This window comes from Arthrobacter sp. NPDC057259 (assembly GCF_042668995.1).
GTDB lineage: Bacteria > Actinomycetota > Actinomycetes > Actinomycetales > Micrococcaceae > Arthrobacter.
The window spans coordinates 1-26467 of record NZ_JBHUYA010000005.1 but is presented as its reverse complement, the minus strand read 5'-3'; the positions used below and the strand labels follow the sequence as shown (position 1 = coordinate 26467).

At 69.3% G+C, this 26467-nt stretch carries 27 protein-coding genes; 19 read left to right on the top strand and 8 right to left on the bottom strand.

Annotated features, from left to right (window positions below):
* Nucleotides 1–29: 29 nt before the first annotated feature.
* Complete coding sequence (locus ACFUCU_RS09430) at nucleotides 30–1478, top strand: pyridoxal phosphate-dependent decarboxylase family protein (RefSeq protein ID WP_377972221.1); 1449 nt, start codon at nucleotides 30–32, stop codon at nucleotides 1476–1478.
* Nucleotides 1479–1514: 36 nt separating this feature from the next.
* Here the strand turns inward: ACFUCU_RS09430 and ACFUCU_RS09425 are convergent, their stop codons facing one another.
* The 3 genes from ACFUCU_RS09425 to ACFUCU_RS09415 all read right to left on the bottom strand — a co-directional run bounded on the left by ACFUCU_RS09425 (nucleotide 1515) and on the right by ACFUCU_RS09415 (nucleotide 4597).
* Nucleotides 1515–2552: an aminoglycoside phosphotransferase family protein gene (locus tag ACFUCU_RS09425; RefSeq protein WP_377972219.1), complete on the bottom strand. Its 1038-nt coding sequence runs from the start codon at nucleotides 2550–2552 to the stop codon at nucleotides 1515–1517.
* A 23-nt stretch (nucleotides 2553–2575) separates the two neighbouring features.
* Complete coding sequence (locus ACFUCU_RS09420) at nucleotides 2576–3307, bottom strand: VIT family protein (protein WP_377972217.1); 732 nt, start codon at nucleotides 3305–3307, stop codon at nucleotides 2576–2578.
* Nucleotides 3308–3421: 114 nt separating this feature from the next.
* Entirely contained in the window at nucleotides 3422–4597 is a 1176-nt protein-coding gene (locus ACFUCU_RS09415) for a DUF4439 domain-containing protein (protein WP_377972216.1), read from the bottom strand.
* Nucleotides 4598–4754: 157 nt separating this feature from the next.
* Here ACFUCU_RS09415 and rimP point away from each other — a divergent pair, with 157 nt between their 5' ends.
* From rimP to ACFUCU_RS09380, 7 genes are all read left to right on the top strand, one after another.
* Nucleotides 4755–5369, top strand: a complete 615-nt coding sequence (gene rimP, locus ACFUCU_RS09410; RefSeq protein ID WP_377972214.1) for a ribosome maturation factor RimP — start codon at nucleotides 4755–4757, stop codon at nucleotides 5367–5369.
* Nucleotides 5369–6349 (top strand): transcription termination factor NusA, encoded by a 981-nt coding sequence (gene nusA, locus ACFUCU_RS09405; RefSeq protein WP_290258361.1) that lies wholly within the window; start codon nucleotides 5369–5371, stop codon nucleotides 6347–6349. The genes rimP and nusA overlap by 1 nt, the downstream gene beginning before the upstream one ends.
* Before the next feature lie 215 nt (nucleotides 6350–6564).
* Nucleotides 6565–6906 (top strand): YlxR family protein, encoded by a 342-nt coding sequence (locus ACFUCU_RS09400; protein WP_364137137.1) that lies wholly within the window; start codon nucleotides 6565–6567, stop codon nucleotides 6904–6906.
* A 152-nt stretch (nucleotides 6907–7058) separates the two neighbouring features.
* On the top strand, nucleotides 7059–9902 hold the full coding sequence (gene infB / locus ACFUCU_RS09395; RefSeq protein ID WP_364137139.1) for a translation initiation factor IF-2: 2844 nt from the start codon (nucleotides 7059–7061) through the stop codon (nucleotides 9900–9902).
* Nucleotides 9903–10151: 249 nt separating this feature from the next.
* Nucleotides 10152–10676 (top strand): 30S ribosome-binding factor RbfA, encoded by a 525-nt coding sequence (gene rbfA / locus ACFUCU_RS09390; protein WP_377972212.1) that lies wholly within the window; start codon nucleotides 10152–10154, stop codon nucleotides 10674–10676.
* A gap of 168 nt (nucleotides 10677–10844) precedes the next feature.
* Nucleotides 10845–11294 (top strand): thioredoxin, encoded by a 450-nt coding sequence (gene trxA / locus ACFUCU_RS09385; protein WP_377972210.1) that lies wholly within the window; start codon nucleotides 10845–10847, stop codon nucleotides 11292–11294.
* The gene (locus ACFUCU_RS09380; RefSeq protein ID WP_377972208.1) at nucleotides 11291–11638 is read left to right on the top strand and encodes a CU044_2847 family protein; all 348 of its coding nucleotides are present in this window, start codon (nucleotides 11291–11293) and stop codon (nucleotides 11636–11638) included. The genes trxA and ACFUCU_RS09380 overlap by 4 nt, the downstream gene beginning before the upstream one ends.
* Nucleotides 11639–11683: 45 nt before the next feature.
* Here ACFUCU_RS09380 and ACFUCU_RS09375 read toward each other — a convergent pair whose 3' ends face one another.
* The gene (locus ACFUCU_RS09375) at nucleotides 11684–11881 is read right to left on the bottom strand and encodes a hypothetical protein (RefSeq protein WP_377972207.1); all 198 of its coding nucleotides are present in this window, start codon (nucleotides 11879–11881) and stop codon (nucleotides 11684–11686) included.
* A 60-nt stretch (nucleotides 11882–11941) separates the two neighbouring features.
* Nucleotides 11942–13150, bottom strand: a complete 1209-nt coding sequence (locus ACFUCU_RS09370) for a pyridoxal phosphate-dependent aminotransferase (RefSeq protein WP_377972205.1) — start codon at nucleotides 13148–13150, stop codon at nucleotides 11942–11944.
* A 157-nt stretch (nucleotides 13151–13307) separates the two neighbouring features.
* Between ACFUCU_RS09370 and truB the strand changes: the two genes are divergently transcribed.
* The 4 genes from truB (at nucleotide 13308) to ACFUCU_RS09350 (ending at nucleotide 16096) form a co-directional block, all read left to right on the top strand.
* Nucleotides 13308–14228 carry a tRNA pseudouridine(55) synthase TruB gene (truB, locus tag ACFUCU_RS09365; protein WP_377972204.1) on the top strand — a complete coding sequence of 307 codons (921 nt, stop codon included), beginning with the start codon at nucleotides 13308–13310 and terminating at the stop codon, nucleotides 14226–14228.
* Nucleotides 14229–14230: 2 nt separating this feature from the next.
* Nucleotides 14231–14584 carry a hypothetical protein gene (locus ACFUCU_RS09360; RefSeq protein WP_290258352.1) on the top strand — a complete coding sequence of 118 codons (354 nt, stop codon included), beginning with the start codon at nucleotides 14231–14233 and terminating at the stop codon, nucleotides 14582–14584.
* Between the two features lie 22 nt (nucleotides 14585–14606).
* Nucleotides 14607–15167 carry a hypothetical protein gene (locus ACFUCU_RS09355; protein WP_377972202.1) on the top strand — a complete coding sequence of 187 codons (561 nt, stop codon included), beginning with the start codon at nucleotides 14607–14609 and terminating at the stop codon, nucleotides 15165–15167.
* Between the two features lie 500 nt (nucleotides 15168–15667).
* Nucleotides 15668–16096, top strand: a complete 429-nt coding sequence (locus ACFUCU_RS09350) for a MarR family winged helix-turn-helix transcriptional regulator (RefSeq protein ID WP_377972200.1) — start codon at nucleotides 15668–15670, stop codon at nucleotides 16094–16096.
* Nucleotides 16097–16123: 27 nt separating this feature from the next.
* Here the strand turns inward: ACFUCU_RS09350 and ACFUCU_RS09345 are convergent, their stop codons facing one another.
* Nucleotides 16124–16687 carry an NUDIX domain-containing protein gene (locus ACFUCU_RS09345; RefSeq protein ID WP_377972198.1) on the bottom strand — a complete coding sequence of 188 codons (564 nt, stop codon included), beginning with the start codon at nucleotides 16685–16687 and terminating at the stop codon, nucleotides 16124–16126.
* 253 nt (nucleotides 16688–16940) lie between these two features.
* On the opposite strand from ACFUCU_RS09345, the gene ACFUCU_RS09340 reads away from it, so the two are divergent.
* Nucleotides 16941–18494 (top strand): DUF222 domain-containing protein, encoded by a 1554-nt coding sequence (locus ACFUCU_RS09340; protein ID WP_377972197.1) that lies wholly within the window; start codon nucleotides 16941–16943, stop codon nucleotides 18492–18494.
* 33 nt (nucleotides 18495–18527) lie between these two features.
* Here the strand turns inward: ACFUCU_RS09340 and ACFUCU_RS09335 are convergent, their stop codons facing one another.
* Entirely contained in the window at nucleotides 18528–18950 is a 423-nt protein-coding gene (locus tag ACFUCU_RS09335; protein ID WP_377972196.1) for a GNAT family N-acetyltransferase, read from the bottom strand.
* Between the two features lie 26 nt (nucleotides 18951–18976).
* Between ACFUCU_RS09335 and ACFUCU_RS09330 the strand changes: the two genes are divergently transcribed.
* Complete coding sequence (locus ACFUCU_RS09330) at nucleotides 18977–19558, top strand: adenylate kinase (protein WP_377972194.1); 582 nt, start codon at nucleotides 18977–18979, stop codon at nucleotides 19556–19558.
* A gap of 58 nt (nucleotides 19559–19616) precedes the next feature.
* On the opposite strand, the gene ACFUCU_RS09325 is transcribed toward ACFUCU_RS09330, so the two are convergent.
* The gene (locus tag ACFUCU_RS09325; RefSeq protein ID WP_377972192.1) at nucleotides 19617–19898 is read right to left on the bottom strand and encodes a hypothetical protein; all 282 of its coding nucleotides are present in this window, start codon (nucleotides 19896–19898) and stop codon (nucleotides 19617–19619) included.
* Nucleotides 19899–20252: 354 nt separating this feature from the next.
* Between ACFUCU_RS09325 and ACFUCU_RS09320 the strand changes: the two genes are divergently transcribed.
* The 5 genes from ACFUCU_RS09320 (at nucleotide 20253) to ACFUCU_RS09300 (ending at nucleotide 26423) form a co-directional block, all read left to right on the top strand.
* Complete coding sequence (locus ACFUCU_RS09320; protein WP_377972190.1) at nucleotides 20253–21308, top strand: bifunctional riboflavin kinase/FAD synthetase; 1056 nt, start codon at nucleotides 20253–20255, stop codon at nucleotides 21306–21308.
* Between the two features lie 28 nt (nucleotides 21309–21336).
* Nucleotides 21337–22191 (top strand): tryptophan 2,3-dioxygenase, encoded by an 855-nt coding sequence (gene kynA / locus ACFUCU_RS09315; protein WP_377972188.1) that lies wholly within the window; start codon nucleotides 21337–21339, stop codon nucleotides 22189–22191.
* Nucleotides 22188–23444 (top strand): kynureninase, encoded by a 1257-nt coding sequence (gene kynU / locus ACFUCU_RS09310; protein WP_377972186.1) that lies wholly within the window; start codon nucleotides 22188–22190, stop codon nucleotides 23442–23444. Before kynA ends, kynU begins: the two co-directional genes overlap by 4 nt.
* A gap of 231 nt (nucleotides 23445–23675) precedes the next feature.
* Nucleotides 23676–23945 carry a 30S ribosomal protein S15 gene (gene rpsO, locus ACFUCU_RS09305; protein WP_290258342.1) on the top strand — a complete coding sequence of 90 codons (270 nt, stop codon included), beginning with the start codon at nucleotides 23676–23678 and terminating at the stop codon, nucleotides 23943–23945.
* Between the two features lie 246 nt (nucleotides 23946–24191).
* Nucleotides 24192–26423, top strand: coding sequence for a polyribonucleotide nucleotidyltransferase (locus ACFUCU_RS09300; protein ID WP_377972184.1), 2232 nt, complete (start codon nucleotides 24192–24194; stop codon nucleotides 26421–26423).
* The last annotated feature ends 44 nt before the right edge of the window (nucleotides 26424–26467 follow it).

The window sequence follows — 26467 nt, the reverse complement described above, 5'->3', positions numbered from 1 at the left end:
GGTGGCGGGGCCGGGCGTAGCATGCAGCTATGTCAGCACCCGGTGAGCGCTACCGCGACGCCCTGGCCGCCGCGGCCGGGCACGCCCGGCGGTGGCTGGAGAGCCAGCAGTCCCGTCCCATCGGCCCCGCCCGGAGCGCCGCCGAACTCGCGGCCGACTTCGGCGGCCCGCTCCCGTCCGGCGGCACCCCCGCTGCCGAGGTGGTGGACTACCTCGCGGAAAAGGCCGAACCCGGGCTGATGGCCATGCCCTCCGGGCGGTTCTTCGGCTGGGTGATCGGCGGGTCGCTGCCCGCCGCCCTGGCCGCGGACTGGCTGGTCAGCGCCTGGGACCAGAACGCCGGGCTCCGTTTCGCCACCCCCGCCACCGCCGCCATCGAGGAGGCCGCGGGCCGGTGGCTGCTCGAGCTGCTGGGCCTGCCCCAGGAGTCGGGGGTGGGGTTCGCCACCGGGGCCACCATGGCCAACTTCACCGGCCTGGCCGCCGCGCGCTGGCGCCTGCTGCACGACGCCGGCTGGGACTCCGACGCCGACGGCCTTTCCGGCGCGCCGCGGATCCGCTGCTTCGCGGGTGCCGAGCGCCACGACACCATTGACCTGGGGCTCCGGTACCTCGGGCTCGGCCGGCCCACCGCCGTGCCGGCGGACGCGGAGGGCCGGGTCGACCCGGCTGCCCTGGACCGCGCCCTCGGGGCGGCGGTTGCCGAGGGTGGCCCGGGTACCGGATCCGTGCCGCTGCTGGTCTGCCTGCAGGCCGGCCACCTGCACTCGGGTGCCTTCGACCCGTTCCGGGAGGCCATCGCCGTCGCCAAGTCCCACGGCGCGTGGGTGCACGTGGACGGGGCCTTCGGTCTCTGGGCCGCCGCCGTGCCGGAACTGGCCGCCCTGACCGACGGGCTGGACGGGGCAGACTCCTGGGGGACCGACGCGCACAAGACCCTCAACGTGCCCTACGACTGCGGGATCGCGGTGGTCCGGGACGTCACCGCGCTCCGGGCGGCGATGGGCCTGCACACCAGCTACCTCATCCAGGCCGCCGACGGGGCCGCCGATCCGTTCGAGACCGTGCCGGAGCTGTCCCGGCGGGCCCGCGGCGTGCCGGTCTGGGCCGCGCTGAAGTCCCTCGGCCGCGACGGCGTCGCCGGGCAGGTCCGCGGGCTGGTGCACCGCGCCCGCCAACTGGCCGAGGCACTGGCCGCACTCGAGGGTGTCGAGGTGCTCAACGACGTCGTCTACACCCAGGTCTCGCTGGCCTTCGGTGACGACGCCACAACCCGGGCGGTAACGGACCGGATCATCGCCGACGGCCGGGTCTGGATGTCCGGTTCGCGCTGGCGGGGCAGGGACATCCTGCGGATCTCGGTGAGCAACTGGAGCACCGACGACGGCGACGTGGCCACCGCGGTCGCGGCGGTGCGGGACGCGCTTGCCGCGGTCCGGGCCGCCGGTGAGCAGGCGATTGAGCGGGCGGCCACTTAGCGCGGCAGCCTGGCGCGGCAGCCTCTTCGTTGTTGCCTAGCCGCGGGAGGGGCTGGAGGCGCCCGGGACCGGCAGGTCGGCGGGCATGGGCAGCCCGTCGAGGGTCCGCCCGGCGAGGGTGCTGGCGACCCAGAGCGAGCGCGTCCGGCCGCCGTCGTTCCGCTCCTCCGCGTACCAGAGCGCATTCTCGACTTCCCGTGCCAAGGCCCATTGCCGGGCAACGTCGCCGTCGAGGCCCGCGGCGGCGCCGAACTCCTGGCAGCGTTCCAGCAGCGCCGCGGCCGGATCGGCAGCGGACAATTCGGCCAGCCGGTTCCAGAGCAGCGGCGCCACCGCGAACTCCGCCTCGCCCACCAGCGGGTGCGGGTCGATGGCACGGTAATCGTCCGGATCCCCGGACCCGGCCGCTGTCCCGGGACGGGCCAGGATGTTCAGGAAGTGCAGGTCGGCGTGGACCAGGACGTCGACGCCGGAGCGCCGGCCCACCACGCCCCGGGTCTGGCAGACCTCCAGGGCGGCCTCCAGGAGCCAGCGGGGGAAGGGCCGGCCCAAGGCCTCCCAGCGCTCGGGAAACTCGTCGCTCCACCGCTCGGCCACGGCGGCGACCTGTTCGAAGCCGCGCCAGGCGGGGCGGCCGTCCGGGGCGATCGAGAGCCGGCGGACCAGGCCGCCCCAGACCGCGGCGGCCGCCGCAAGGGGCACCTCCTGCAGCGAACGGGTAGCCTTCAGGCGCTCCAGCACCAGCACGCCCGCCTCCGGGTCGGCGGCGATCAGCCGGACCGCGCCCCGGCCCTCCCAGAGCCCGAGGGCGACGTGTTCGGTCCGGGATTCCTCGTGCGGGTAGGCGGCCTTCAGTACACCCGGCGTGCCGTCGTTCAGCCGCACCGGGACGACCACGGCGCCGTGCCCGCTCCACGGTTCCGCGCCGGGCGCCAGGTCAAGGACCAGCGAAAACGCCTCAAGGGCGTCCGCGATCACGCCCGGTAGGGACGCCAGCCAGGCGCGGCCCTCGGCGGTCCGGGAGTATCTGCGGGTGAGGGCGGCGGGGATCGGGACGGGGCTGGGCGAAGTCACCGTCCCAGCGTAGTGTCGGCGATTCAGCCGGCGAAGCCGCTGGTGCCCAGCCAGTTGCCGATCAGGAAGGTGGCCAGCAGAGCCGCGGCGCCGCCGATCACGACCCGGATGGCGGCCTTGGCCTTGGAGCCGCCGCCGATCCAGGCGCCGACGGCTCCCGTCACGGCCAGCGCAACCAACACCGCGGCGAAGGTGAGCGGCACGCGGATGTTTTCCGGCGGCAGCAGGATCGCCAGCATCGGCAAGATGGCACCGGCCAGGAAGGCGATGGCGGACGCGAGGGCGGCGTGCCAGGGGCTGACGATGTCGGTTTCGTCGATGTTCAGTTCGGCCGCGAGGTGTGCGCCGAGCGCGTCGTGGGCGGTCAGTTCCCGGGCCACGGCGCCGGCGGTTTCCGGGCTGAGGCCCTTCGCCTGGTAGATGGCGGTGAGCTCGGCGAGCTCCTCCTCGGGCTGTTCGGCCAGTTCGCGGCGTTCCTTCTCGATCAGCGCCTCCTGGCTGTCCTTTTGGCTGCTGACAGACACGTATTCGCCCAGGGCCATGGAGATGGCACCGCCGACGACGCCGGCGGCACCGGCGATCAGGATGGGGCCGGAGTCGGTCGTCACGCCAGCGACGCCCACCACGATCGCGGCGACCGAGACGATCCCGTCGTTGGCGCCGAGGACGCCGGCGCGCAACCAGTTAAGCCGGTGCGCGAGGTCGTTGCGGTGCGGTTCATTTTCTTGAAGGACGGGTGCCTGGCTGGTTTCCATGCGAACAGCCAACCATCAGCGCCGCAACCGCCGCCAGTATCCGGAGGCTAAGCAAAGTAAGCCGCGCCTACCCTGATTCGTGGCACATCCAGGCTTATTTCCCGCCCGGCCAGCCTATTGTGCAGGCAGCGTGGGCAGTTCCGCGGGGTCCACCGACAGGCCCGGGGTCGGCTCCGGCGCGGCGCCCCAGGCGGCGGCGCGGCGGCCGGCCTCCAGCAGCCCGGACGCGGCCCACTGGCGGGTGCTGCCGTCGCTGAGGCCCACCAGGTCGGCATAGGCGGCCAGCGAGCCGGCCTCCAGCCCGCGTAGCCCGGCCGCCGGCGAGGCCAGGAACGCGGGGTCCAGCGCGTAGCCGGCCTGGCGCGGGGGAGCGGCCGCGCAGTGCTGCCGGACCAGCGCCTCGGCGGCCGCGGCGAGGTCCTCGTGGCGGGTCAGCCGGGTGGAGGCCGCGGCGGCCCCGGGGCCGTCCAGACGCGTCAGTGCCACCTGGTAGGCGTAAACGGTTTCCCGTTCGGTGCTGATCACCTCGGCGAGGGCGTTCGCCAGGTCCGCGCGCGCCGGTGACGCCGACGCGGAGGGGGTGGCTGAGGAGGAAACCGTCGCGGACGGGCAGGCCGAAGGGGCCGGTGTCGCGGACCCGGGGGCCGGGGCGGCGCTGGCGGGGGCCGACGCTGCGGCGCCCATCGATGCCGGGTCCGGCGTGCCGGTCGCGGCGGCCACCGCGGAGGCCTGCAGCAGCTGGCCGGTGCCGATCGAGGCGAGCAGGCGGGCCGTCCCCGGGTCCGCGGAGGCGGCGTCGGCCAGGCGTTGCCGCCCGCTGGCGTCCAGTGCGGTGACGAGCGACGCGGCCGTCACGGGCGCGGCTGACGGGGACGCAGACGCGGGGGATTGGCCCGGGGACGCCGACGCGGTGGACGGGGACGGGGACGCGGTGGACGGGGACGGGGACGCCGCGCCGGAGGGCGCCAGATACGGGGACGCCGAAGCGGTGGCCGACCCGGGCCGCCAGAGCGCCCTGGCCTGGGTTGTCAGGAAACTCACAGTGCCGTCCGCGGCGGTCCCCGCGCCGGTGAGCCGTTCCGCGTCGGAACGGAGCTCCAGGGTGTCGGTAAGGGCGGCGGCCAGGGCCTTCTCCGACGTGGTCGGCGGAGCCGGTTCCGCGGGCTTGCCGGGGCGTACCACCAGCCCCAAAGTCAGCACCACCACGGCGAGGACGACGATCAACGCCAGCCGGGGAAGGTTGCGGGGCAGCCGGGCCCGCCGTCGTTCTCCGCTGGTCTCCTCATTCACAACAGACCATTTTGGCACGGCCCGCACGCGAGCCACCGCGGTGGGGGTCCGGAGAGGCCCGGCGGCGGTGCGGCGGCCGGAACTGGAGTGCGCCACCGGCCGCGATTGTCGCTACGCTAGTACTCACAACATCATCTAGCAGGAGGCGGGCGGCATCATGACCAACGCAGAAGCCACGACTTCGACAGGCCGGACCGGATCGGGGAAGGCTGACGCCGCCCCCGCACACAACCTGGAGGCCGAGCGGCTCTACGCGCTCCTCGCCCCCGCGGTCCAGGCCAACCGGCTGTACCTGGAAGATGTCTCCATTCACATTGCCGGCGCCAACCGGGTGGTCCACGTCGTCGTCGACCTGCCCCAGGAGGAAACCGGCGGCGTCAGCCTCGACGTGATCGCGGAGATCTCCAAGACCCTTTCGGACATCCTGGACGAGGACCCCAGCACGGATTCCCGGCCGTACGAGCTCGAGGTGTCCTCGCCCGGCGTCGGCCGCCCGCTCACCGAAGAGCGGCACTGGCACCGCGCCCGCGGCCGGATGGTCACCGTCAACGTCGTCCAGGGTGACAACGTCACCGGCCGGATCCAGTCCGTGGACAGCTCCGGCGTTACGCTGGTGCCCGAACTGGCCGTCAAGAAGGGGATGAAGCCCAAGCAGGGCGACCCCGTGAAGCTTCCTTTCGACAGGATCCGCAGTGGAAAAGTCGAGATAGAGTTCAGCCACCTCGAAGAGGCGCCGCTGGAGAACGACAATGGACCTTCCGAGGAGGCCTAATGGATATTGACATGAGCGCGCTGAGACTCCTGGAGCGTGAGCGTGAAATCCCGCTGGATCTCCTGATCCCCACCATCGAACAGGCCCTCCTGGTGGCCTACCACAAGACGCCTGGCGCCTTCGAGAAGGCCCGCGCCGAGCTGGACCGCAAGAGCGGCCACGTGACCATCTGGGCCACCGAGATCGACGACGACGGCGAACCCGTCGGGGAGTTCGAGGACACCCCGGCCGGCTTCGGCCGGATCGCCGCGAGCACCGCCCGCCAGATCATCCTGCAGCGCCTGCGCGACGCCGAGGACGACAACGTCCTGGGCCAGTTCAAGGGCCGCGAGGGCGAACTCGTCGCCGGCACCATCCAGCAGGGCAACAACCCGCACATGATCCAGGTGAACCTCGGCACGGTGGAGGCGCTGCTGCCGCCGCCCGAACAGGTCCCCGGCGAGAAGTACATCCACGGCAACCGGCTCCGCGCCTTCGTCATCGACGTGCACCGCGGCACCAAGGGCCCGTCCATCACGCTGTCCCGGTCCCACCCCGGCCTGGTCCGCAAGCTCTTCGAACTCGAGGTCCCGGAAATCGCGGACCACTCGGTCGAAATCGTCGCGCTGGCCCGTGAAGCCGGACACCGCACCAAGATCGCGGTCAAGGCCAACATCCCGGGCGTCAACGCCAAGGGTGCCTGCATCGGCGAGATGGGCTCTCGCGTCCGCGCCGTCATGACCGAGCTGAACGAGGAAAAGATCGACATCGTCGACTACAGCGACGATCCGGCCACCTTCATCGCCAGTGCGCTCTCGCCCTCGCGGGTGAATTCGGTCACCATCACGGACGAGGCCACCCGGTCCGCCCGCGTGGTGGTCCCGGACTACCAGCTCTCCCTCGCCATCGGCAAGGAGGGCCAGAACGCCCGCCTGGCCGCCAAGCTCACCGGCTGGCGGATCGACATCGTCTCGGACGCGGCGGAGAACAAGGACAAGTAGTCCCTCCCTCATCTCCACGTTCGGCCCCGGCGCAGCCCCTGCCCGGGGCCGAACGCCGTTTCCCCGGACCTGCCCGTTTCGGGACCGGGGCGCCGGAGGGCTAGAATGGACAGTGACCGCGCCTTCGGGCCGGCATCCTTGTGCCCTCGGCGTGTGCGGCTTTCCCAGCGGACGTGCCCGGGCCAGCAGGTGGTTACGGCAGGAAGATACTCGCAGTGGCAGAAACTCAGCAGCTCGGGAATCAGCCGCAACGTACCTGCATCGGGTGCCGCAAGAAGGGAACGCGGTCGGAACTGCTCCGGCTGGTCGCCGGCGCCGGCGGGTCAACCGCCGTCGTGGTCGACGAACGACGCCGGATGGCAGGCAGGGGAGCATGGTTGCACCCCAGCGAAAAGTGCCTTGCACTGGCGGTCAAACGCCGTGCGTTCGGACGCGCCCTCAACGGCGTCGCCGGAACGGACGACGTCGAACGCCGGATCCTGGCAGGCACGCACGCTGCAGACACCCCGGTGGCCGCAGCAACAACCGTCCAACCTGAAAGCGGGTCAGAAAACTGATGGAAACCCGATGAGTTCCCAGCGATGAGTACGCAACGATGACAACTTTGTTGCGCTCTGCAATGGGCCTTTCAGCTGCACCCGCGGCGGAGGCCCGCAGTAAGAAGTAGACGGTTCGTGCCTGGCTCGGTGCGGACCGAGACAGGAGAAATGTGGCCAAGGTCCGCGTACATGAGCTCGCCAAAGAGCTCGGTATTACTTCCAAAGATGCAGTGACAAAACTGCAGGAACTGGGCGAATTTGTTCGCTCCGCCTCTTCCACCATTGAGGCACCGGTGGTGCGGAAACTCCGCAACGCCTTCCCCGACGCTCCCGCCGCTTCCAAGACCGAAGCGCCCGCGTCCGCCCCCAAGGCCAGCCCCGCCGCCAACCGCCCGGCCCCCGCGCCGGCTCCGGCCGCGCCCAAGGCCGAAGCTCCCGCAGCCCCCGCCGCTCCGGCGCCGTCGGCTCCCGCCCCGGCAGCCCCCGCTGCCGCTCCGGCCGCCGAGGCACCCGCCGCGCCGTCCACCGCTGCCAAGCCCGGCGCACGCCCGGCCCCCAAGGCTGAAGCGCCCGCCGCTCCGGCCCGCCAGGGTGGCTCCGCGCCGCGACCCGGCGGTCCCCGCCCGGGTAACAACCCGTTCGCCACCTCGCAGGGCATGCCCCGCGGCCGTGGCGGCGACTCCGAACGTACCTCCCGTCCGGGTAACAACCCGTTCGCGCCGTCCCAGGGGATGCCGCGTCCGGGTGGCAGCCAGGGCGACCGCCCCGGCGGCCCCCGCCCCGCAGCCGGTGCCGGTGGACCCCGTCCGGGTGCTCCGCGTCCCGCCGGTGCTGCCGGTCCCCGTCCGGGCGCACCGCGTCCGGCTGGTGCCCCCGGCGCCCGTCCGGGTGCCGGCGGAAACCGTCCGACCCCGGGCATGATGCCCAACCGCACCGAGCGTCCCGCACCCGCCGGTGCAGGCCGTCCCGGCGGCGGTCGCGGCCCGGGCCGTCCGGGTGCTCCCGGCACCGGCGGTCCCGGTGGCGGCGGCGCCCCGGCCGGCGGCGGCTTCGGCAAGGGTGGCCGCGGACGCGGTGGCACCCAGGGTGCCTTCGGTAAGGGCGGCGCAGGCCGCGGCAAGCAGCGCAAGTCGAAGCGCGCCAAGCGCCAGGAACTTGAGCAGATGAGCGCTCCGTCGCTGGGTGGCGTGAGCGTACCCCGCGGCGACGGCAACACCGTGGTGCGCCTGCGCCGCGGCTCGTCCATCACGGACTTCGCCGACAAGATCGAGGCAAACCCCGCCGCACTGGTGACGGTCCTCTTCCACCTGGGCGAAATGGCCACGGCCACGCAGTCCCTGGACGAAGAGACCTTCGCGCTGCTCGGCGAGGAGCTGGGCTACAAGCTGCAGGTCGTCTCGCCGGAAGACGAGGAGCGCGAGCTGCTCTCCGGCTTCGACATCGACTTCGACGCGGAGCTTGAGGCCGAGGGCGATGAGGAACTCGAGGCACGTCCTCCGGTTGTCACCGTCATGGGCCACGTCGACCACGGTAAGACCCGGCTGCTCGATGCCATCCGCAAGTCCGACGTCATGGCGGGCGAGCACGGCGGCATCACCCAGCACATCGGTGCCTACCAGGTCACCCACAACCACGAGGGCACCGATCGGAAGATCACCTTCATCGATACCCCGGGCCACGAGGCGTTCACCGCCATGCGTGCCCGTGGTGCGAAGGTCACCGACATCGCCATCCTGGTGGTCGCTGCGGACGACGGCGTCATGCCGCAAACCGTTGAAGCCCTCAACCACGCCCAGGCGGCCAACGTGCCGATCGTCGTGGCCGTGAACAAGATTGACAAGGAAGGCGCCAACCCGGACAAGGTCCGCGGCCAGCTGACCGAGTACGGCCTGGTTCCGGAGGAATACGGTGGCGACACCATGTTCGTGGAGGTCTCTGCCCGCCAGAACCTCAACATTGACGAGCTGCTCGAGGCCGTCCTGCTCACCGCGGACGCCGCCCTGGACATGCGCGCCAACCCGAACAAGGACGCCCGCGGTATCGCGATCGAAGCGAACCTGGACAAGGGCCGCGGTGCGGTTGCCACCGTCCTGGTCCAGTCCGGCACCCTGCACGTCGGCGACACCATCGTGGCAGGCACGGCCCACGGCCGCGTCCGTGCGATGTTCGACGACGACGGCAGCGCCCTGACCGAGGCCGGCCCGTCCCGCCCCGTCCAGGTGCTGGGTCTGTCCAACGTCCCGCGCGCCGGTGACACCTTCTTCGTGACCGCTGACGAGCGCACCGCCCGCCAGATCGCCGAGAAGCGTGAAGCCGCCGACCGCAACGCCGCCCTGGCCAAGCGCCGCAAGCGCATCAGCCTGGAAGACTTCGACCAGGCCGTCGCCGATGGCAAGATCGACACCCTCAACCTCATCCTCAAGGGTGACGTGTCCGGTGCCGTGGAAGCCCTCGAAGACGCGCTGCTCAAGATCGACGTCGGCGAGGGTGTCCAGCTCCGCGTCATCCACCGCGGTGTCGGTGCGATCACGCAGAACGACGTCAACCTGGCAACGGTCGACTCCGCCGTCATCATCGGCTTCAACGTCAAGCCCGCCGAGCGGGTTGCCGAACTGGCAGACCGCGAAGGCGTGGACATGCGCTTCTACTCCGTCATCTACGCAGCCATCGATGACATCGAGGCAGCCCTCAAGGGCATGCTCAAGCCGGAGTACGAAGAGGTCCAGCTGGGCACGGCCGAGGTCCGCGAGGTCTTCCGCTCGTCCAAGTTCGGCAACATTGCAGGCTCGATCGTCCGCTCCGGCATCATCCGGCGCAACGCCAAGGCCCGTATCAGCCGCGACGGCAAGATCATCGGCGACAACCTCACCGTTGAGACGCTCAAGCGCTTCAAGGACGACGCCACCGAGGTCCGCACGGACTTCGAGTGTGGTATCGGTCTTGGCTCGTACAACGACATCACCGAAGGCGACATCATCGAGACCTTCGAGATGCGTGAGAAGCCGCGCGTCTAGTCGGAGCTAGCGTTACAGAGGTGCGGGGCCGTTGGATTTTTTCCGGCGGCCCCGCCCCTTCGCCGGGTGGTTTCCGATCTCCGATCGCAAACCACCCGGCTCCGACAGGCCCGATGCCACTCCCAGGCCGCCGGAAAAAATCCAACGGGAGTCCGTCGTAGGCTTGACTTAGGCGCGTGGCACCAAACTCACCAATGTGCGGCTTGTGTTTCGGCGCCGTCGTACATCCAAATTTTTTTAGGAGTGGAAATGGCTGATCCCGCACGGGCTGCCAAGTTGGCGCAGCGGATCAAGGTTGTGGTTGCGGAGGCTTTGGGCCGACGGGTGAAGGATCCCCGGCTCGAAGGCGTGACCGTGACCGATGCGCGGGTGACCAATGACCTGCAGCACGCCACGGTGTACTACACCGTGTTCGGCGACGAGACGGCGCAGGCCGATGCCGCCAAGGGTCTGGAGAAGGCCAAGGGTGTGCTCCGGCAGGAAGTCGGCCGCAACATCACCGTCCGGCTGACTCCGACCCTGGAGTTCGTCGCCGACCAGATCCCTGTGGTGGCCTCCAACCTCGAGGAACTGCTGCGCGAGGCGAAGAAGCGCGACGCCGAGGTGGCGGCCCTCGCGGCCGGCGCCAAGCATGCCGGCGACGCCGACCCGTACAAGAGCGACATCCCCGACGACGTCGAGCTCGACGAGGAGGACTTTGACGAGGACGACTTCGACGAGGAGAACCACGATCTCCGCGCTGACAGCGCCATCGACGAGGACAGCAACAAGTAGTACCGGCACGCCCCGGACCTCCGGCCGGACCCGTTCGCGGGTCCGGCCGCAGGCGTATCCGGGGCAGGCCGCCCGCCGCCCGCGGGGCCTTTGGACCCTAGGCGCTTCGGCGCCCGGAGGGTCCCATGGAACCATGACTCCGGGGCACCCGAACGACGGCGGCAGGCCATGACCACGGCGCTGGTGACGTGCCCGAACTGCGGCGCCACCAACCGCATCCCCGCCGCCGTGGCCGGCCACCCCCGCTGCGGCAAATGCCGGCTAGACCTGCCCTGGATCGTGGCCGCCGGAGACGCGGACTTCGCCGCGATCGCTGAGCAGTCATCGGTGCCGGCGCTGGTGGATTTCTGGGCCGCCTGGTGCGGACCCTGCCGCATGGTCAGCCCGGTGCTGGACCGGCTGGCGCGCGAGCGGGCCGGACAGGTCAAACTCGTCAAGGTCGACGTGGACACCTCCCCGGCCCTGTCCCGCCGCTTCGACGTGCAGGCCATCCCCACCATGCTGGTCATCATCGACGGCACGGTGGTGGCGCGCCAGGCCGGGGCGCCCCCGGCGGCCGCGCTGCGGTCCTGGCTGGACGAGGCGCTGGCCGCCCGGAACGAGGGGAGCCGGCGGTGACCGAGATCCTGCGCTACGAGGTGGGATCCGGGACCGTGCTGGTGGAGGTCGACGAGGGCAGCTTTGGGGTCGAGCGTCCGGCCCGGAACGAAATCGGGGTGCTGGAGGCCGGCCGCCGGCTCGAGGATGCCCTGGCCGCGGTCCGCCCGGCCGCCCGCGCCGCCGCCGAGGTGATGCGCGAACTCGCCCCGGAACACCTGCAACTGCAGTTCGGGGTGAAACTGGCCGGCGACGCCGGGGCGATCATCGCCCGCAACTGCGCCGAGGGGCACTTCGTGGTCACCCTGTCCTTTAGCGCGCCTGCCGCACCCGCGGTTCCGGACGAGAACGAGATCGTGCTCTGACCGCGGTGCTTTGACCGGTCCTGTCGCTACCGCTGGCGCGTCGCGTCAGCGCCGCCGTCGGGCGCCCAAGCGGCCCAGCAGCGGCGACCCCATGCCGAGCAGGAAACCGAAGTCGTACCAGTTGCCGGCCCGGGCAGTGTTGTAGAACGGGAATTCCTTCCACGCCCCGAAGACGTGGGCCATCAGGATGATCCAGGCCGTCAGCCCGTTCCAGATGCCCCACAACAGGTCCTGCCACCACATGGCCGCCTCCGTTTTCCTTGTCGTTGTCCGCCGCCGGCGGCTGGGACGTGTCGGGTCAGGCTACTGCCTGGCCACATCCCGCGGTAGGGACTCCGGGGCCGTGTCGTCCCCGGACCGGTCCCTGCCGGGCAGCCGCTCCAGCCCCTCGACCAGTTCCGCGGTGCCGCCGCACAAGGCGATCCGGATCCAGCCCTCGCCGATTGAACCGAAGGCGGTCCCCGGGGCGAAGGCCACTCCCGACTCGGCCAGGAAACGCCGCACCCAGGCCCGGACGTTGCCGCCGCTGACGTGGGACATGTCCGCCCACAGGTAGAAGGCACCCTGGGCGGTCAGGAAGGGGATGGCCTTCGCGTCCAGGACCTGGGAGGCGGCGTCCCGGTTGGTCCGGTAGTGGGCATGGGCGTGGGACACGTAGTCCTGCGGGCCGGTGAGCGCGGCCAAGGCGGCGTACTGCGAGGGGGAGGCCACGCAGGAGACGATCGCCTCCATGACGTTGTTCATCTGCTGCTCCAGGCCGGGAGGGCAGATCAGCGCACCGATCCGCAGGCCCGTCAGCCCGTAGGTCTTGGACAGCGTCAGCGACGTGAACACGCGCGCCTTGCCGGGGACGTCGCTGTCGAACCGGGCCGGGCTGACGTGCGGGACGTCGTAGGTGAAGGCCTCGTAGCATTCATCCGAGATGATCCACAGGTCGTGCTTACGCGCCAGTTCCACCAACCGCCGCGTGAGGTCCTCGCTGAGCACGGCACCCAGCGGGTTCGAGGGGGAGTTGAGCACCAGCACCCGAGTCCGCGGGGTGATCAGCTCCTCAATGTCCTCGATCCGCGGCTGGAAGGCGTGGTCCGGGTACAGCGGGTAACGGACCGGGACAGCGTGCAGCAGGCTGGAGGTCATGGCGAACGTGGGGTAGCCGGGGTTGGGCACCAGGATCTCGTCGCCGGGGGAGAGCAACAGACTCATCGCGAAGTGCAGGCCCTGCTGGGCGCCGTCGACGACGTACACGCGATCCGCACCGACGTCGACGCCGTTGTGCTCCCGGAAGCGGGCGGCGAATGCCTCCCGCAGCGCGGGAATCCCGGCGTTGGGCGTGTAGTTGGTTTCGTCCCGGTCCAGGCACGCCATGCCGGCCTCGAGGACGTGACGGGGGAGCGCGAAGCCCGGCTCGCCGATGCTCAGCACGATCGCGCCGGGGGTGTGCCAGGCGGCCTCGGTGATCTCGCGGATCTGGTTGACGGGAACATCGCGGACATGGGCGGCTAGCTCTGGCATGGTTGCCATCCTAGCCGCCGGGTTGGCGACCGGGCCGGTGCCTGCCGGCTGTGGCTTCCCGGTGGCTTCCCGGTGCTGTGCTGGTGCTGCGCTGGTGCTGCGCACGGCCGACTCCCGGGCGGCGGGAGGCCGGTGTGCCGCGGATATACTGGGAGGCGTGCTTTCTGGACTGGTGATAGTAGACAAGCCGCAGGGTTGGACCAGCCACGATGTGGTTGGGCGGATGCGGCGGATCGCCGGTACCCGAAAGGTGGGCCATGCCGGCACCCTGGACCCGATGGCCACCGGCGTCCTGGTCCTGGGCGTCAACAAGGCTACCCGCCTCCTGACCTACATCGTTGGGACGTCCAAGACCTACACCGCCACCATCCGCCTGGGCGAGTCGACCATCACGGACGACGCCGAGGGCGAGGTCGTCAGCCGCACCAGCGCCGCCGGGGTCACCGAAGACGCCGTCCGTACCGGCGTCGCCGCCCTCACCGGGGAAATCCAACAGGTCCCCAGCAGCGTGAGCGCCATCAAGGTCAACGGCGAGCGGGCCTACGCGCGCGTCCGCTCCGGCGAGGAGGTCAAACTCGCTGCCCGACCGGTCACCATCCACCGCTTCGAGATCCACGCGTTCCGGCGCAGCGCCGACGGCGCGGTGCTGGACCTGGATGTCACCGTCGAGTGCTCCTCCGGTACCTACATCCGCGCCCTCGCCCGCGACCTGGGCTCCGCCCTCGGCGTCGGCGGCCACCTCACGGCCCTGCGCCGCACCCAGGTGGGACCCTACGGCCTCGACCAGGCCCACAGCCTGGAGGAGCTCGCCGAGGAGCTGGACCTGTTGGAAATGTCGCAGGCCGCGCGGGCGCTGATGCCCAACCGCGAACTCAGCGACGAGGAAACCGTCGAGCTTTCCTTCGGCCGACGGATCGCCGCCGGCGCGCCGGGCGGATCACCGGAGGCTGCGACGGCGGAGAATCCGGCGGCGGCCTTTGCCCCGGACGGCTCCCTCGTGGCGTTGCTTTCCGACGCCGGCAACTACGCCAAGCCCGTGCTGGTCTTCGCCCCGGACACCGGAAAGCCGGGTGCCTGAGGGTGGACGCGTATTTTTACATCATCCTGGTGGTGGGTCTGGTCTCCACCGTGCTCTGCGCCGGTGCCGGCATCCTGAAGAAGGCCCCGAACGACACCACCATTCTCTCCGTGGCCGCCGTAGAGCTGGCCCTGCTGGTCTATTTGGTGGGCTCGATCATCCGCGTGGCATCGGGCGAGCACATCGCGGGGGAGCCGTGGGAGTTCTGGGGCTACCTGTTTACGGCGCTGCTGCTGCCGGTGGGGGCCGTGTACTGGGCCATCGCCGAACGCACCCGGTGGAGCAACTTTGTGCTGGCGGCCGTGGGCGTGACCGCCCTGGTGATGGCCGCCCGGATGAATCAGATCTGGTACTGACGTGAAAGAGGCAAGGAAGAACATGGCGGCTTCAGAGCGGGGAACCGGCACGACGGACGACGGCGGGGCAACGGACCCGTCCGGGGCCATTGGGGGCCGAGAAGCCGGCGCTGGCCGGCTCGGTGGGTTTGGCCGATCGGCGGGGGCAGGTCGGTCTAACCGGACCGCGAGGGATACCCGCAACACCGGTCCGGGGCGGCTGCTGATTGCGGTGTACGCGATCTTCGCCCTCTCCGCGACCGCGCGGGCCGGCTACCAGATCCTCACCAAGTTCTCCGAGGCGCCGCTGGCGTACCTGCTGTCCGCCTTCGCCGCGGTGGTTTACATCGTGGCGACCATTTCCCTCGCGAAGCCCGGGCCCACCTGGTTCAAGGTGTCCGTCACGGCCGTGGTGGTGGAACTGGTCGGCGTGCTGGTCGTCGGGGCCCTGAGCCTCTTCGACGCCGTGAACTTCCCGCACGAGACCGTCTGGTCCCTGTTCGGGCGCGGCTACGGGTTCATCCCGCTGCTGCTGCCGATTCTGGGCCTGATCTGGCTCTACCGCCGCCGCCCCTCGGCCCCGGTGGTTGCTTCCGCTGACTGAGGCGGGTCGCGGCATCCGGACGACGGCGGCGGCTTCGCTGCTGAAACCGCGCGCTCCGGAGTGATGCCGTTCGCGCCTGCCGACCGACCCCGGCTCCGCCGCTGGTACCGCCCGTCCCCGCCCGATGCGTACACGCGCTGGTGAGTGTGGCTGCCCTCTGAATCCCGCGGCGGCGAGCCGTCGCCGGGCAGCCGCGGCCGCCGTCGTCGTACGCCATTTCCAGCGACCGCGCCCCGATCCTTTTCCGCCGGCGTGCATGCTTGGCACCACGCCGCAGGCCCGCGATAATAAGTAAACTTGCGATTCATAGTAAGCATGCTTATTGTGGAACTCGGATGCGGGCAATGACGGTTTCGCTTCCTGCTGGTCAACCGAAGCGAGGGAGGCATCATGGGTACTATGAACGCCATTCCCGGAGCGACATGGGAATTTGAGGGCGCAGCCACGGGCGCAGCGCCGGTGGGCGAGGTCAGTTTGCGGCCGCTCCCGGGGTGCCTGGCATGAGCGCCGCCCCCGATTCCAGAAAATGGCGGACCGACCAGCTGCTGTCCATGGCCGCCAGGGTCGTTGAACGCCGCAAGGACAACGCCCTGGCCGCGCTGGGACTCACCCACGCCGGCGTCATTGCCCTTCAAGGCCTCGCGGCCGGACCGCTCAACCAGGAACAACTGGCGCGGCGTATTGCCGTGCAGAGCCAGACGCTGGGACGCGTCCTGGGCCGGTTGGAAGACTCCGGTCTGGTCACCCGCACCCGCGACGAACGCGACCGCCGGCAGTTCTCCGTGGCGCTGACGGAAGCCGGCACCGCCGCGCTGGACGCTGCGCACAAGATCGAGCGCGAGGCACTGCCGGAGGATCTGGAGAACTGGACCCACCTGCAGCACGACCTCGGCCGCATCCTCTCCGCCTTCGAGACTCCCGGGCGCTAAGCCTGCTCTGCTCGTCGTTCGCCGGTCTTAGGACGCTTGCTCCAGCCGCCGGCGCAGTTCCGGCCAGGCGGCGGCAAAGCCGGGGTGCAGCTCATGCTCATCGACGTTGGCCGGCTGAATCCACTGCAGATCCAGGCTTTCCGGATCGCTGATCGCCGGGTCAAAAGGCTCGATCACTCGCGCGGCGACTGTCGTGTAGGTCCAGTAGCCTACGTCGAACACGGATGTGAACAGCACCTCCACCGACTCCGGGGGCACCGCGGCCTCCTCTTTCGCTTCGCGGAGTGCACCGTTGACCGCGTCCTCGCCCTGGTGCAAGGCACCTCCGGGCAGGCCCCAGGTGCCGCCCTGGTCACTCCAGGTGGCACGGTGCTGCAGGAGGATGCCTTTGCCGGCGTCGTGGACCAATAGCCCGGCCGAACCGAACCGGCCCCAGAACCGCCCCTTGTCGCCCTCCACCCAGGCGTCGCCCGGATCGCGGGGGCCGTGCGGCCGGCGAGGCCCGAAGTAGGGGTTCTCCTGCTTTTCCTGCGTGTCCGGCGTGGGGATTGGCTGCGGGGCGTCGGGCAGGGGAGCGGCTGAGCTGTCCATATCGCTAGTCTGCCACGCGGGCAGTACGGCGTGACTCCGGGGAGGCGCACTCGAGGTCATAGGGAGTCACGCCACTGGGTTTCTTCTGCGGGTCTTTGAGGCGCGGTTAATTGTCAGAGGTCGGCGAGAGTATTGGGTCATGGACGCAACGGCTGCGCTTTCGTATCTACCGGCTCAACGGCCGACCGGTGACGGGCGCATGCGGCCCGCCTGGGCGAGATTAATTGTCAGTGGTCGGCGGCAGGATTAACCCATGAACGCAACGGCTGCGGTTTCGTTTCTACCGGTCCCCGGACCGGTCGCTGGCGGGCGCGGCGGTATTGCGTTGGGGGATATCGCCGCTTCGCTCCGGGAGGTCTGCACGGCGGCGGTCGACGACGCCGGGGTGCTGGGTTTCACTGAGGCGGCGGCTTTCGCCGGGGACGTGGAGGAAATCGCCCGAGCCGTGGAATTCCTGCAGGTTGTCGCCGCAGGAGCGGTCGACCGAACGCGAACCCAGGCCGCCGCAGCCGATGCTTCTGATCGCTCCACGCCCGGGCCGGAAGGTGACGGGTATCGGCGGACCACGGACTTCCTGCGGGACCGCCTACGGATCAGTACCGCCGAGGCGCACCGCTGGGTCTGCCTGGCGCAGGAAGTCCTGACCCGTGTTGGGCTGACCGGCCAGCCGATCCCGGCCGTTCACGGGGAACTGGCCGCGGCGTTCGCGGAAGGGGAGGTCCCGTCCCGGTCCGCGACCATCATCACTCAGGCCCTCGACCGGGTCCGGCTCCTGTCCGACCCTGCCACCGTGGCCCGGATGGAAGAAGCCCTGACCACGGTCGCGTCGGTTCATGACCCGGACTTCCTGACCCGGGTCGCCCGCCGCTGGATCGACGGCCTCGACCAGGACGGTGCCGAGCCCTCCGAGGAGCTTCTCCGCCGGTTACAGGGCGCGTTCATCCGCCGTCCCCGGCACGGACTCCAGCACCTGGAAATCTTCGCCACCACCGACCAGTTCGAACACCTCCTCACCGTCATGAACGCCGCCACCAACCCCCGCACCGCCGCGACCGTTCCCGGCGCAGTGGATGCCAGCGGGACCACCCCGGCCGCTGCCGACAAAGCCGACGCTGAAGGCTGCATAGTTTCGCCGGAGGAGGCCTTCGCTGCGGAATCGGGAGTGTCCGAGGAACGGCTGGATCTCCGGACCCGGCCCCAGCGCCTGCTCGACGGTCTGATCGGCGCCTGCAAGGCCGCCCTCGCCACCGGCGGGCTCCCCGCCGCGGGCGGATTCCGCCCTCAGGTCATGGTCACTATCGACTACCGCGACCTCCTCACCCGCCTCACTACCGCCGACGGTCGTGGCCCGCAGGACGGGTCAGCATCCGGGACCCTGGGTCTGGCCGGGACCGGGACGCTGGCCTTCACCGGACCCGTCACCGCCGCCACCATCCGCAAAATCGCCTGCGACGCGGACATCATTCCCGTCCTCCTCGGCAGCGAGGGCCGGGTCCTGGACATCGGGAGGACCAGCAGGATCTTCCCGCCCCACATCCGCAAAGCCATCACCGCCCGCGACAAAGGCTGCACCTTCCCCGGCTGCACCATCCCCGCCCCCTGGTGCGAAGCCCACCACATCGAATACTGGTCCCGCGGCGGACCAACGAGTACAGACAACGGTGTCCTGTTGTGCTCGCACCACCATCACCTGATCCACAAAGAACAATGGACCATCCAAACCCGGGCCGGGACTCCCTGGTACATCCCGCCACCCCACCTCGACCCCCACCAAAAACCCCGACAAAACCACTACTTCAGACTGTGATTTCGGGAGGCAAGGGAGTGGTTGCAGGTGCCGCTATCGGAACAGTGTGAACACGCGCAGAGCATGGGGCTTCGAGTCGCCGCCCTCGATGAATCCCTGCGACTCGTAGAACGCCCGTTGTCCCGGCTCGTCGTCGGTCAAAAGGACCGTTTGCCGCACGTGAGCGAACCGGTCCATGACCGCGGCCAGTAATTGTCGGCCGACACCCGAACGATGGAAGGAGGGTTGCACCAGGATGTCCTGGACGTAGCAAATAGTCTCGTCGTCGGACATAGCCCTTGCCAGACCCACCAAGGCGCCTTCCGCCCAGGCCGTGACGACAAAGGAGGACTTTCGAACGGCCCGTTCCAACATCTCGGGTTCGTTGGTGTAGGCGGTCCAGCCCACGGAGTCGTAGAGGGCAAGCAGCTCCGACCGGGAGACATCGCGGCTCGCTGAGAGGCTGAACTCGGGCATCCGCCCAGTGTGGCATGCTGGGGCAAATGAACTCACCCACCCCGGCCCCGGGCCCCTCGCGTGTGCTCTTCTACGGTGTCACCGGGAGCGGAAAGTCGTCGGCCGCCCGGGCCTACGCCGCACGCACCGGGCTTCCGGAGTTCTCCGCGGATGACGATATCGGCTGGCTGCCCGGGTGGCAGCAGCCCGGCGACGGGGAGCAACGCCAGACAGCCGCACGGATCGCCGCCTTGGACGAGTGGGTGCTGGACAGCGCCTACGGCGTGTGGCGGGATTTGATCGTTCCCCGGGCCGAACTCATCGTCGGGCTGGACTATCCCCGGTGGCTATCCCTGCTCCGCCTCGTTCGCCGGTCCATCCGACGGGTCGTCGCCAAGGAGGAGGTCTGCAACGGAAACCGGGAGACGCTTCGCCGGCTGTTCGCCAAGGACTCAATCATTGCCTGGCACTTCCGGTCCTTTACCCGCAAGCGGCAGGTCATGCGCTCCCTCAGCAGCGCCGGCGGCTCCGCCGAGATCATGATCTTCAGGCGGCCGCGGGAACTGGAGGCCTGGTTGAACGGGTTGCCATCAGTACCACCGGTGCAGTCGCGGCCCCGGGCAGGCTAGCGGAGCGTATTGCTCCCGCGGTTCCCGGACGACGGCGGGTTGCGGCACAGGTCGGAACCTACCGGATCGGCTCGCCCGCCGCATCGACCCGGAAGTTGGCGATGACCTGACGGGTGGAAGTGTCAATGATGACCACCGAGTCCTTCGGCCATGACGGGTCCGGGGTGACGATGTAATCGACATCGCTGATCTTCGTGGGGCGGCCGGCGTCGTTGATGCTTCGGTTGAAGGCGTCCACCACCTGGTTGGTGCGGGTATTGTTGGCGACCGTCTCCGCAGGTAGGCCGTGGGCGTCACCGCTGGCCGGCGTCGAGTTCCACCAGCCCTCGTAACCGCCCACCGGACCGTGAGCCCGCCCTGCGTCCGTCCGACCTGCGTCCGTCGGACCGGCCTGCGCCGGCCCAGGCTGCACGGCGCCCGTGGGCTGCGCTGCGCACCCGCACAGCGTCCCGCCGAGTATCGCCACTAGCGCCAGGGCGCCCGTAATTCCATATTTCATCTGTCCCCCAAATCGATGCCATGTCACTACGTCGGCGTTAGGGGGACGCTACCACGGCGCCGATGGCGGGGCCGGGTTCGGGGACCCGGCCGGCGTCGGGGGAGCCGGAGGAATGCGGGTAACCTAGGAGAGTTCCGGAGCCGGCCCTATCCCTCCGGGAAAAGTGTTTTGGCAGGCAGCAAAAAGGCGAGGTAGATGGTCCACATCTGGAACGATCCGTCCGAGGTCCCCACGGACTTCGGCCCGACCGTCGTCACGATCGGCAACTTCGACGGCGTGCACCGAGGTCACCAGCAGGTGCTCTCCCAGCTCATCCGCACCGCCCGCCTGAACCACGCCCGCGCCGTCGTCATCACCTTCGACCCGCACCCCGCTCAGGTACACCGGCCGGAGTCCGCACCCGAGCTGATCATGGGGCTCGAAGACAAGCTCGTCGCGCTCGGCGAGGTGGGCCTGGATGCCGTCCTGGTGATGAAGTACTCGCTGGAACTGGCCAGCCTCACGCCCGAAGAATTCGTCTCCTCCATCATCGTCGACACGCTCAAGGCCAGCCACGTCGTCATCGGCCACGACACCCGCTTCGGCCGCGGTAACTCCGGAGACCTGGACACCATGAAGGACCTGGGGGAGAAGCTCGGCTTCGAAGTCCAGGTCATCAACGAGTTCGGCGCCGAGGGCTTCCCGCTGCACGGCGCCGGAGGAGATAGTGCCGGAACGCACGGTGCCGAAACGCATGACGCCGGAACAGATGGCGCCGCGGCCGAGCACGGCGCCGGCGACCGCCGCTGCTCCTCCACCTGGGTCCGCGAAGCGCTGCGCGAGGGCGACGTCGCCACGGCCGCCGCCGTCCTCGGCCGCCCGCACCGGATGCGCGGCACGGTGGTGCACGGCGCAGCCCGCGGCCGCGACCTGGGTTTCCCCACCGCGAACCTCGCCGCCGACGCCACCGGCTACATCCCCGCCGACGGGATCTACGCCGGCTGGCTGGTGGATGAGGCCGGTACCCGCTGGCCCGCGGCGATCTCCGTCGGCTCCAACCCCACCTTCGACGGCGTCAGCCGGCAGGTGGAGGCGCATGTCATCGACCGGCCCCAGGAGGCCGTGGAGGACTTCGATCTGTACGACCAGACAGTCGTCGTCGAATTCGTGGCCCGGCTGCGCGGCATGGTCGCGTACCGTGGGCCGGAGGCTCTGATCGAGCAGATGCGGCTGGACGTCGTCCAGACCCACCAGATCCTGTTCGCCGGCTGACATCCTGCCGGCGGGGAAGGCACCAGACGTGACACTTGAGAAGAACACCCGGGAGCTGGACAAGGAGATCGTCCGCGACTTCAGCACCCGGATGAGCTATGCCTCCTACCTCCAGCTGCCCACGCTGCTCAGCGCGCAGCAGCCGGTCAGCCAGCCGGAACACCACGACGAGCTGCTGTTCATCATCCAGCACCAGACCACGGAGCTGTGGCTGAAACTCGTGCTGCACGAACTGCGCAGCGCCGCCGCCTGGCTCCGGACCGACGACCTCGGTTCCGCCCTCAAAGCCATCGCCCGGGTCAAGCACATCCAGAAAACCCTCACCGAGCAGTGGTCCGTCCTGGCCACCCTGACGCCCACCGAGTACTCCCAGTTCCGCGGCTTCCTCGGTAACTCCTCCGGGTTCCAGTCCAGCCAGTACCGGGCCGTGGAATTCCTGCTGGGAAACAAGAACCGCAAAATGCTGCCGGTTTTCGAGTCGGACCCGGAGGCACATGCGATGCTCCAGGAGCTGCTCGAGGCCCCCAGCATCTACGACGACTTCCTCGCCTACCTCAAGCGCCAGGGCTTTGACGTGCCCGAGTCGGTGCTGAACCGGGACGTCAGCCAGGCCCATGAGTTCTCTGCCGAGCTGGTGCCGGTGTTCAAGTACATCTACGAAAACGCGGCGGACAACTGGGGCGCCTACGAGGCCTGCGAGGAACTCGTGGACCTGGAGGACAACTTCCAGCTCTGGCGCTTCCGCCACCTGCGCACCGTGCAGCGGACCATCGGCATGAAATCCGGCACCGGCGGCTCCAGCGGCGCCGCATTCCTGCAGAAGGCCCTGGAGCTGACCTTCTTCCCCGAACTTTTCGCCGTACGAACGGAGATCGGCCAGTGAGCGAGAACCAGCAGGTGCACAGCGGCGCCGACCCGTTGTGGCAGCGTGCCCTCGACCTCGACGCCGCCGATCCGTTAGCCGCCTACCGGGACCAGTTCGTCGGCGCGGAATCCGAGCTGTCCTACCTGGACGGCAACTCCCTGGGCCGGCCGCTCAAGCGAACCGTCACGGACATCTCCGCGTTCATCGAACAGGGCTGGGGCGGCCGGCTGATCCGTGGCTGGGACGAGGAATGGCTGGACCTTCCACAGGCCATCGGCGACCAGCTGGGCCGGGCCGCGCTCGGCGCCGCGCCGGGACAAACCATCATTGCCGACTCCACCACCGTGGTGCTCTACAAGCTCATCCGTGCCGCCCTCGCCGCCGTCACGGATCCCGCCCGCACCGAGATCGTGCTGGACACCGAGAACTTCCCCACGGACCGGTACCTGGTGGAGGGGATCGCCCGCGAGGAAAACCTGACGATCCGCTGGATCCAGGCGGACCAGGCCTCCGGCGTTACCGAGGAACAGGTGCGCGCCGCCACCGGCCCCGCCACCGCCGTCGTCGTCCTGAGCCAGATCGCCTACCGCTCCGGCCACCTGGCGGACCTGCCCGGGATCACGGCCGCCATCCACGACGCCGGCGCGTTGGTGGTCTGGGACCTCTGCCACTCCGCGGGCTCGGTGGAGATCGCCCTGGACGCCGCGGACGTGGACTTCGCCGCCGGCTGCACCTACAAGTACCTCAACGGGGGACCGGGATCGCCCGCGTTCGCGTACGTCAACGCCCGGCACCTGCCCGGCCTGCAGCAGCCCATCTGGGGCTGGATGGGCCGCAAGGACGCCTTCGAAATGGGTCCCGGCTATGAGGCGGCCCCGGGCATCCGCGGTTTTCTCAGCGGCACCCCGGCGATCTTCGGCATGCTCGCCATGCGCGGAACCCTGGACCTGATCGAGGAGGCCGGGATGCCGGCGATCCGGCGCAAGTCCGAGCTGCTGACCGCCTATGCCCTGGAGCTCTTCGACGCCTGGCTGGAACCCTCCGGCGTGAAGCTCTCCACCCCCAGGGACCCGGCGCGGCGCGGCAGCCACATCACCGTGGACCACCCGGCGTTCCGGGAAATGACCGCAACGCTGTGGAAGCAGGACGTCATCCCGGACTTCCGAGCCCCGCACGGCATCCGGCTGGGCCTCTCCCCGCTGAGCACCTCGTTCGCAGAGCTCTACCGCGGCGTGCTGGCCATCCGCGGGCTGCTCGCCGACGCCGCTTGATCGCCGCAGGTCGACGCCGTCTGATCGCCGCAGGTCGACGCCGGCGCGACGCCGGCGCAGGGCCGGTTTAGACAACGTCCGCGGCGTGCCCGTAAACTAAACGGTGGGTCCGGCTGCAGTCCGTGGTTGCTGGGCCCTGCCACGCTCTCCCGCTCCGGCGGAAAAGCGCGTCCGGCATCCCCGGCAGTGAATTACTGATTCGGGCCTCACGGCACATCTCAAGGAGTTATTGTGGCACTTGAAGCCGCTGTAAAGCAGTCCATCATGAAGGATTTCGCAACGTCTGAGGGCGACACCGGTTCGCCGGAGGTCCAGGTTGCAGTCCTGACCCAGCGGATCAAGGATCTGACTGAGCACATGAAGGTGCACAAGCACGACTACCACACCCAGCGCGGTCTGCTGGCCATGGTTGGTCGCCGCAAGCGCATGCTCACCTACCTCAAGAACACTGATATCAACCGCTACCGTGCGCTCATCGAGCGCCTCGGCCTGCGCCGCTAGTCAGCTTTAGGGGCGGCCCCTTTCCCACGGAAAGGGGCCGCCTTCTTCAAAAAACTCAACAGGAGGATCAACCGCATCACGCATTCGCGGTCCTCGGTAGTGACCTCCGGGAAGGGCTTCAAGGAACCGAAGCCCGGGCCCGTGGGTCTCGATCGATGACCGGGTGCAGTGCAGTCCAGGTAGACAGATGCCGGACTGGGTTGATGCGGCTGGACTCCGTGACACAAGAAACGGAGGTGACTCTCTATGGAGGGTCCCGAAATCCAGTTCTCGGAAGCCGTCATTGACAATGGCCGCTTCGGCAAGCGGGTCATCCGCTTCGAAACCGGCCGCCTTGCCAAGCAGGCCGCCGGTGCCGCGATGGTCTACATCGACGAAGAAACCGCCCTGCTGTCGGCCACCACGGCCGGCAAGCACCCGCGTGAAGGCTTTGACTTCTTCCCGCTGACCGTCGACGTCGAAGAGCGCATGTACGCCGCCGGCCGCATCCCGGGCTCGTTCTTCCGCCGCGAAGGCCGCCCGTCCACCGAAGCGATCCTGGCCTGCCGCCTGATGGACCGCCCGCTGCGCCCGGCCTTCATCAAGGGCCTGCGCAACGAGGTCCAGATCGTCGTTACCGTGCTCTCCATCAACCCTGACGAGCTCTACGACGTCGTCGCGATCAACGCGTCCTCGATGTCCACCCAGCTCTCCGGCCTGCCGTTCTCCGGCCCGATCGGCGGCGTCCGCGTTGCCCTCGTCGCCGACGAGCAGGGCTCCCAGTGGGTTGCCTTCCCGAAGCACTCCCAGCTGGAGAACTCGGTCTTCAACATGGTCGTCGCCGGCCGCGTTGCCGGTGACGACGTCGCCATCATGATGGTCGAGGCCGAAGCAACCGACAACTCCTGGAACCTGATCAAGGAACAGGGCGCCACCGCCCCGACCGAAGAGGTCGTGGCCGAGGGCCTCGAGGCTGCCAAGCCGTTCATCAAGGCTCTCTGCGACGCCCAGGCCGACCTCGCCGCCCGGGCCGCCAAGCCCACGGTCGAGTTCCCGGTCTTCCTGGACTACGAGGACGACACCTACGCCGCCGTCGAGTCCGCCGCCGCCGAGAAGCTTGCCGCGGTCTTCCAGATCGCCGACAAGCAGGAACGCGATGCCGCCTCCGACGCGCTCAAGGACGAGGTCCTCTCCTCCCTGGCCGGCCAGTTCGAGGGCCGCGAGAAGGAACTCTCCGCAGCCTTCCGCTCCGTCACCAAGCAGGTCGTGCGCCAGCGCATCCTGAAGGACCAGGTCCGCATCGACGGCCGTGGCCTGACGGACATCCGCCAGCTCACCGCCGAGGTCGAGGTCCTGCCCCGCGTCCACGGTTCGGCCATCTTCGAGCGCGGCGAGACCCAGATCATGGGTGTCACCACCCTGAACATGCTGAAGATGGAACAGCAGATCGACTCGCTGTCGCCGGTGACGCGCAAGCGCTACATGCACAACTACAACTTCCCGCCGTATTCCACCGGTGAGACCGGCCGCGTCGGTTCGCCTAAGCGCCGCGAAATCGGCCACGGTGCCCTGGCAGAGCGCGCCATCGTGCCCGTGCTTCCGTCCCGCGAGGAGTTCCCCTACGCCATCCGCCAGGTCTCCGAGGCTCTCGGATCCAACGGTTCGACGTCGATGGGCTCCGTCTGCGCCTCCACCCTGTCGCTGCTGAACGCCGGTGTGCCCCTGAAGGCCGCCGTCGCCGGTATCGCCATGGGCCTGGTCTCCGACCAGGTTGACGGCCAGACCCGCTACGCCGCCCTGACCGACATCCTTGGCGCCGAAGATGCCTTCGGCGACATGGACTTCAAGGTCGCCGGTACCTCCGAGTTCGTCACGGCCATCCAGCTGGACACCAAGCTCGACGGCATCCCGGCCTCCGTGCTGGCAGCGGCCCTCAAGCAGGCCCGCGAAGCCCGCCTCCACATCCTGGACGTCCTGAACTCCGCGATCGACACCCCGGACGAGCTCTCCGAGTTCGCTCCGCGCGTCATCGCGGTCAAGATTCCGGTAGACAAGATCGGCGAGGTCATCGGCCCGAAGGGCAAGATGATCAACCAGATCCAGGAGGACACCGGCGCGGATATCTCGATCGAGGACGACGGCACCGTCTACATCGGCGCCACCAACGGCCCGTCCGCGGACGCCGCCCGTTCCGCGATCAACGCCATCGCCAACCCGCAGGTCCCGGAAATCGGTGAGCGCTACCTGGGTACGGTCGTCAAGACCACCACCTTCGGCGCCTTCGTCTCCCTGACCCCGGGCAAGGACGGTCTGCTGCACATCTCCGAGCTGCGCAAGATCGCCGGTGGCAAGCGCGTGGACAACGTCGAGGACGTCGTCTCCGTCGGCCAGAAGATCCAGGTGGAAATCACCAAGATCGATGACCGCGGCAAGCTCTCCCTCTCGCCCGTCGTGGCCGAGGAAGAGGGCGCCGACGCCGCCGCGGAGTCCGCGGAGTAGTCCCTCCCGATCAACGGCAGCGGGGCCGGTGGATTCGTCCCCCT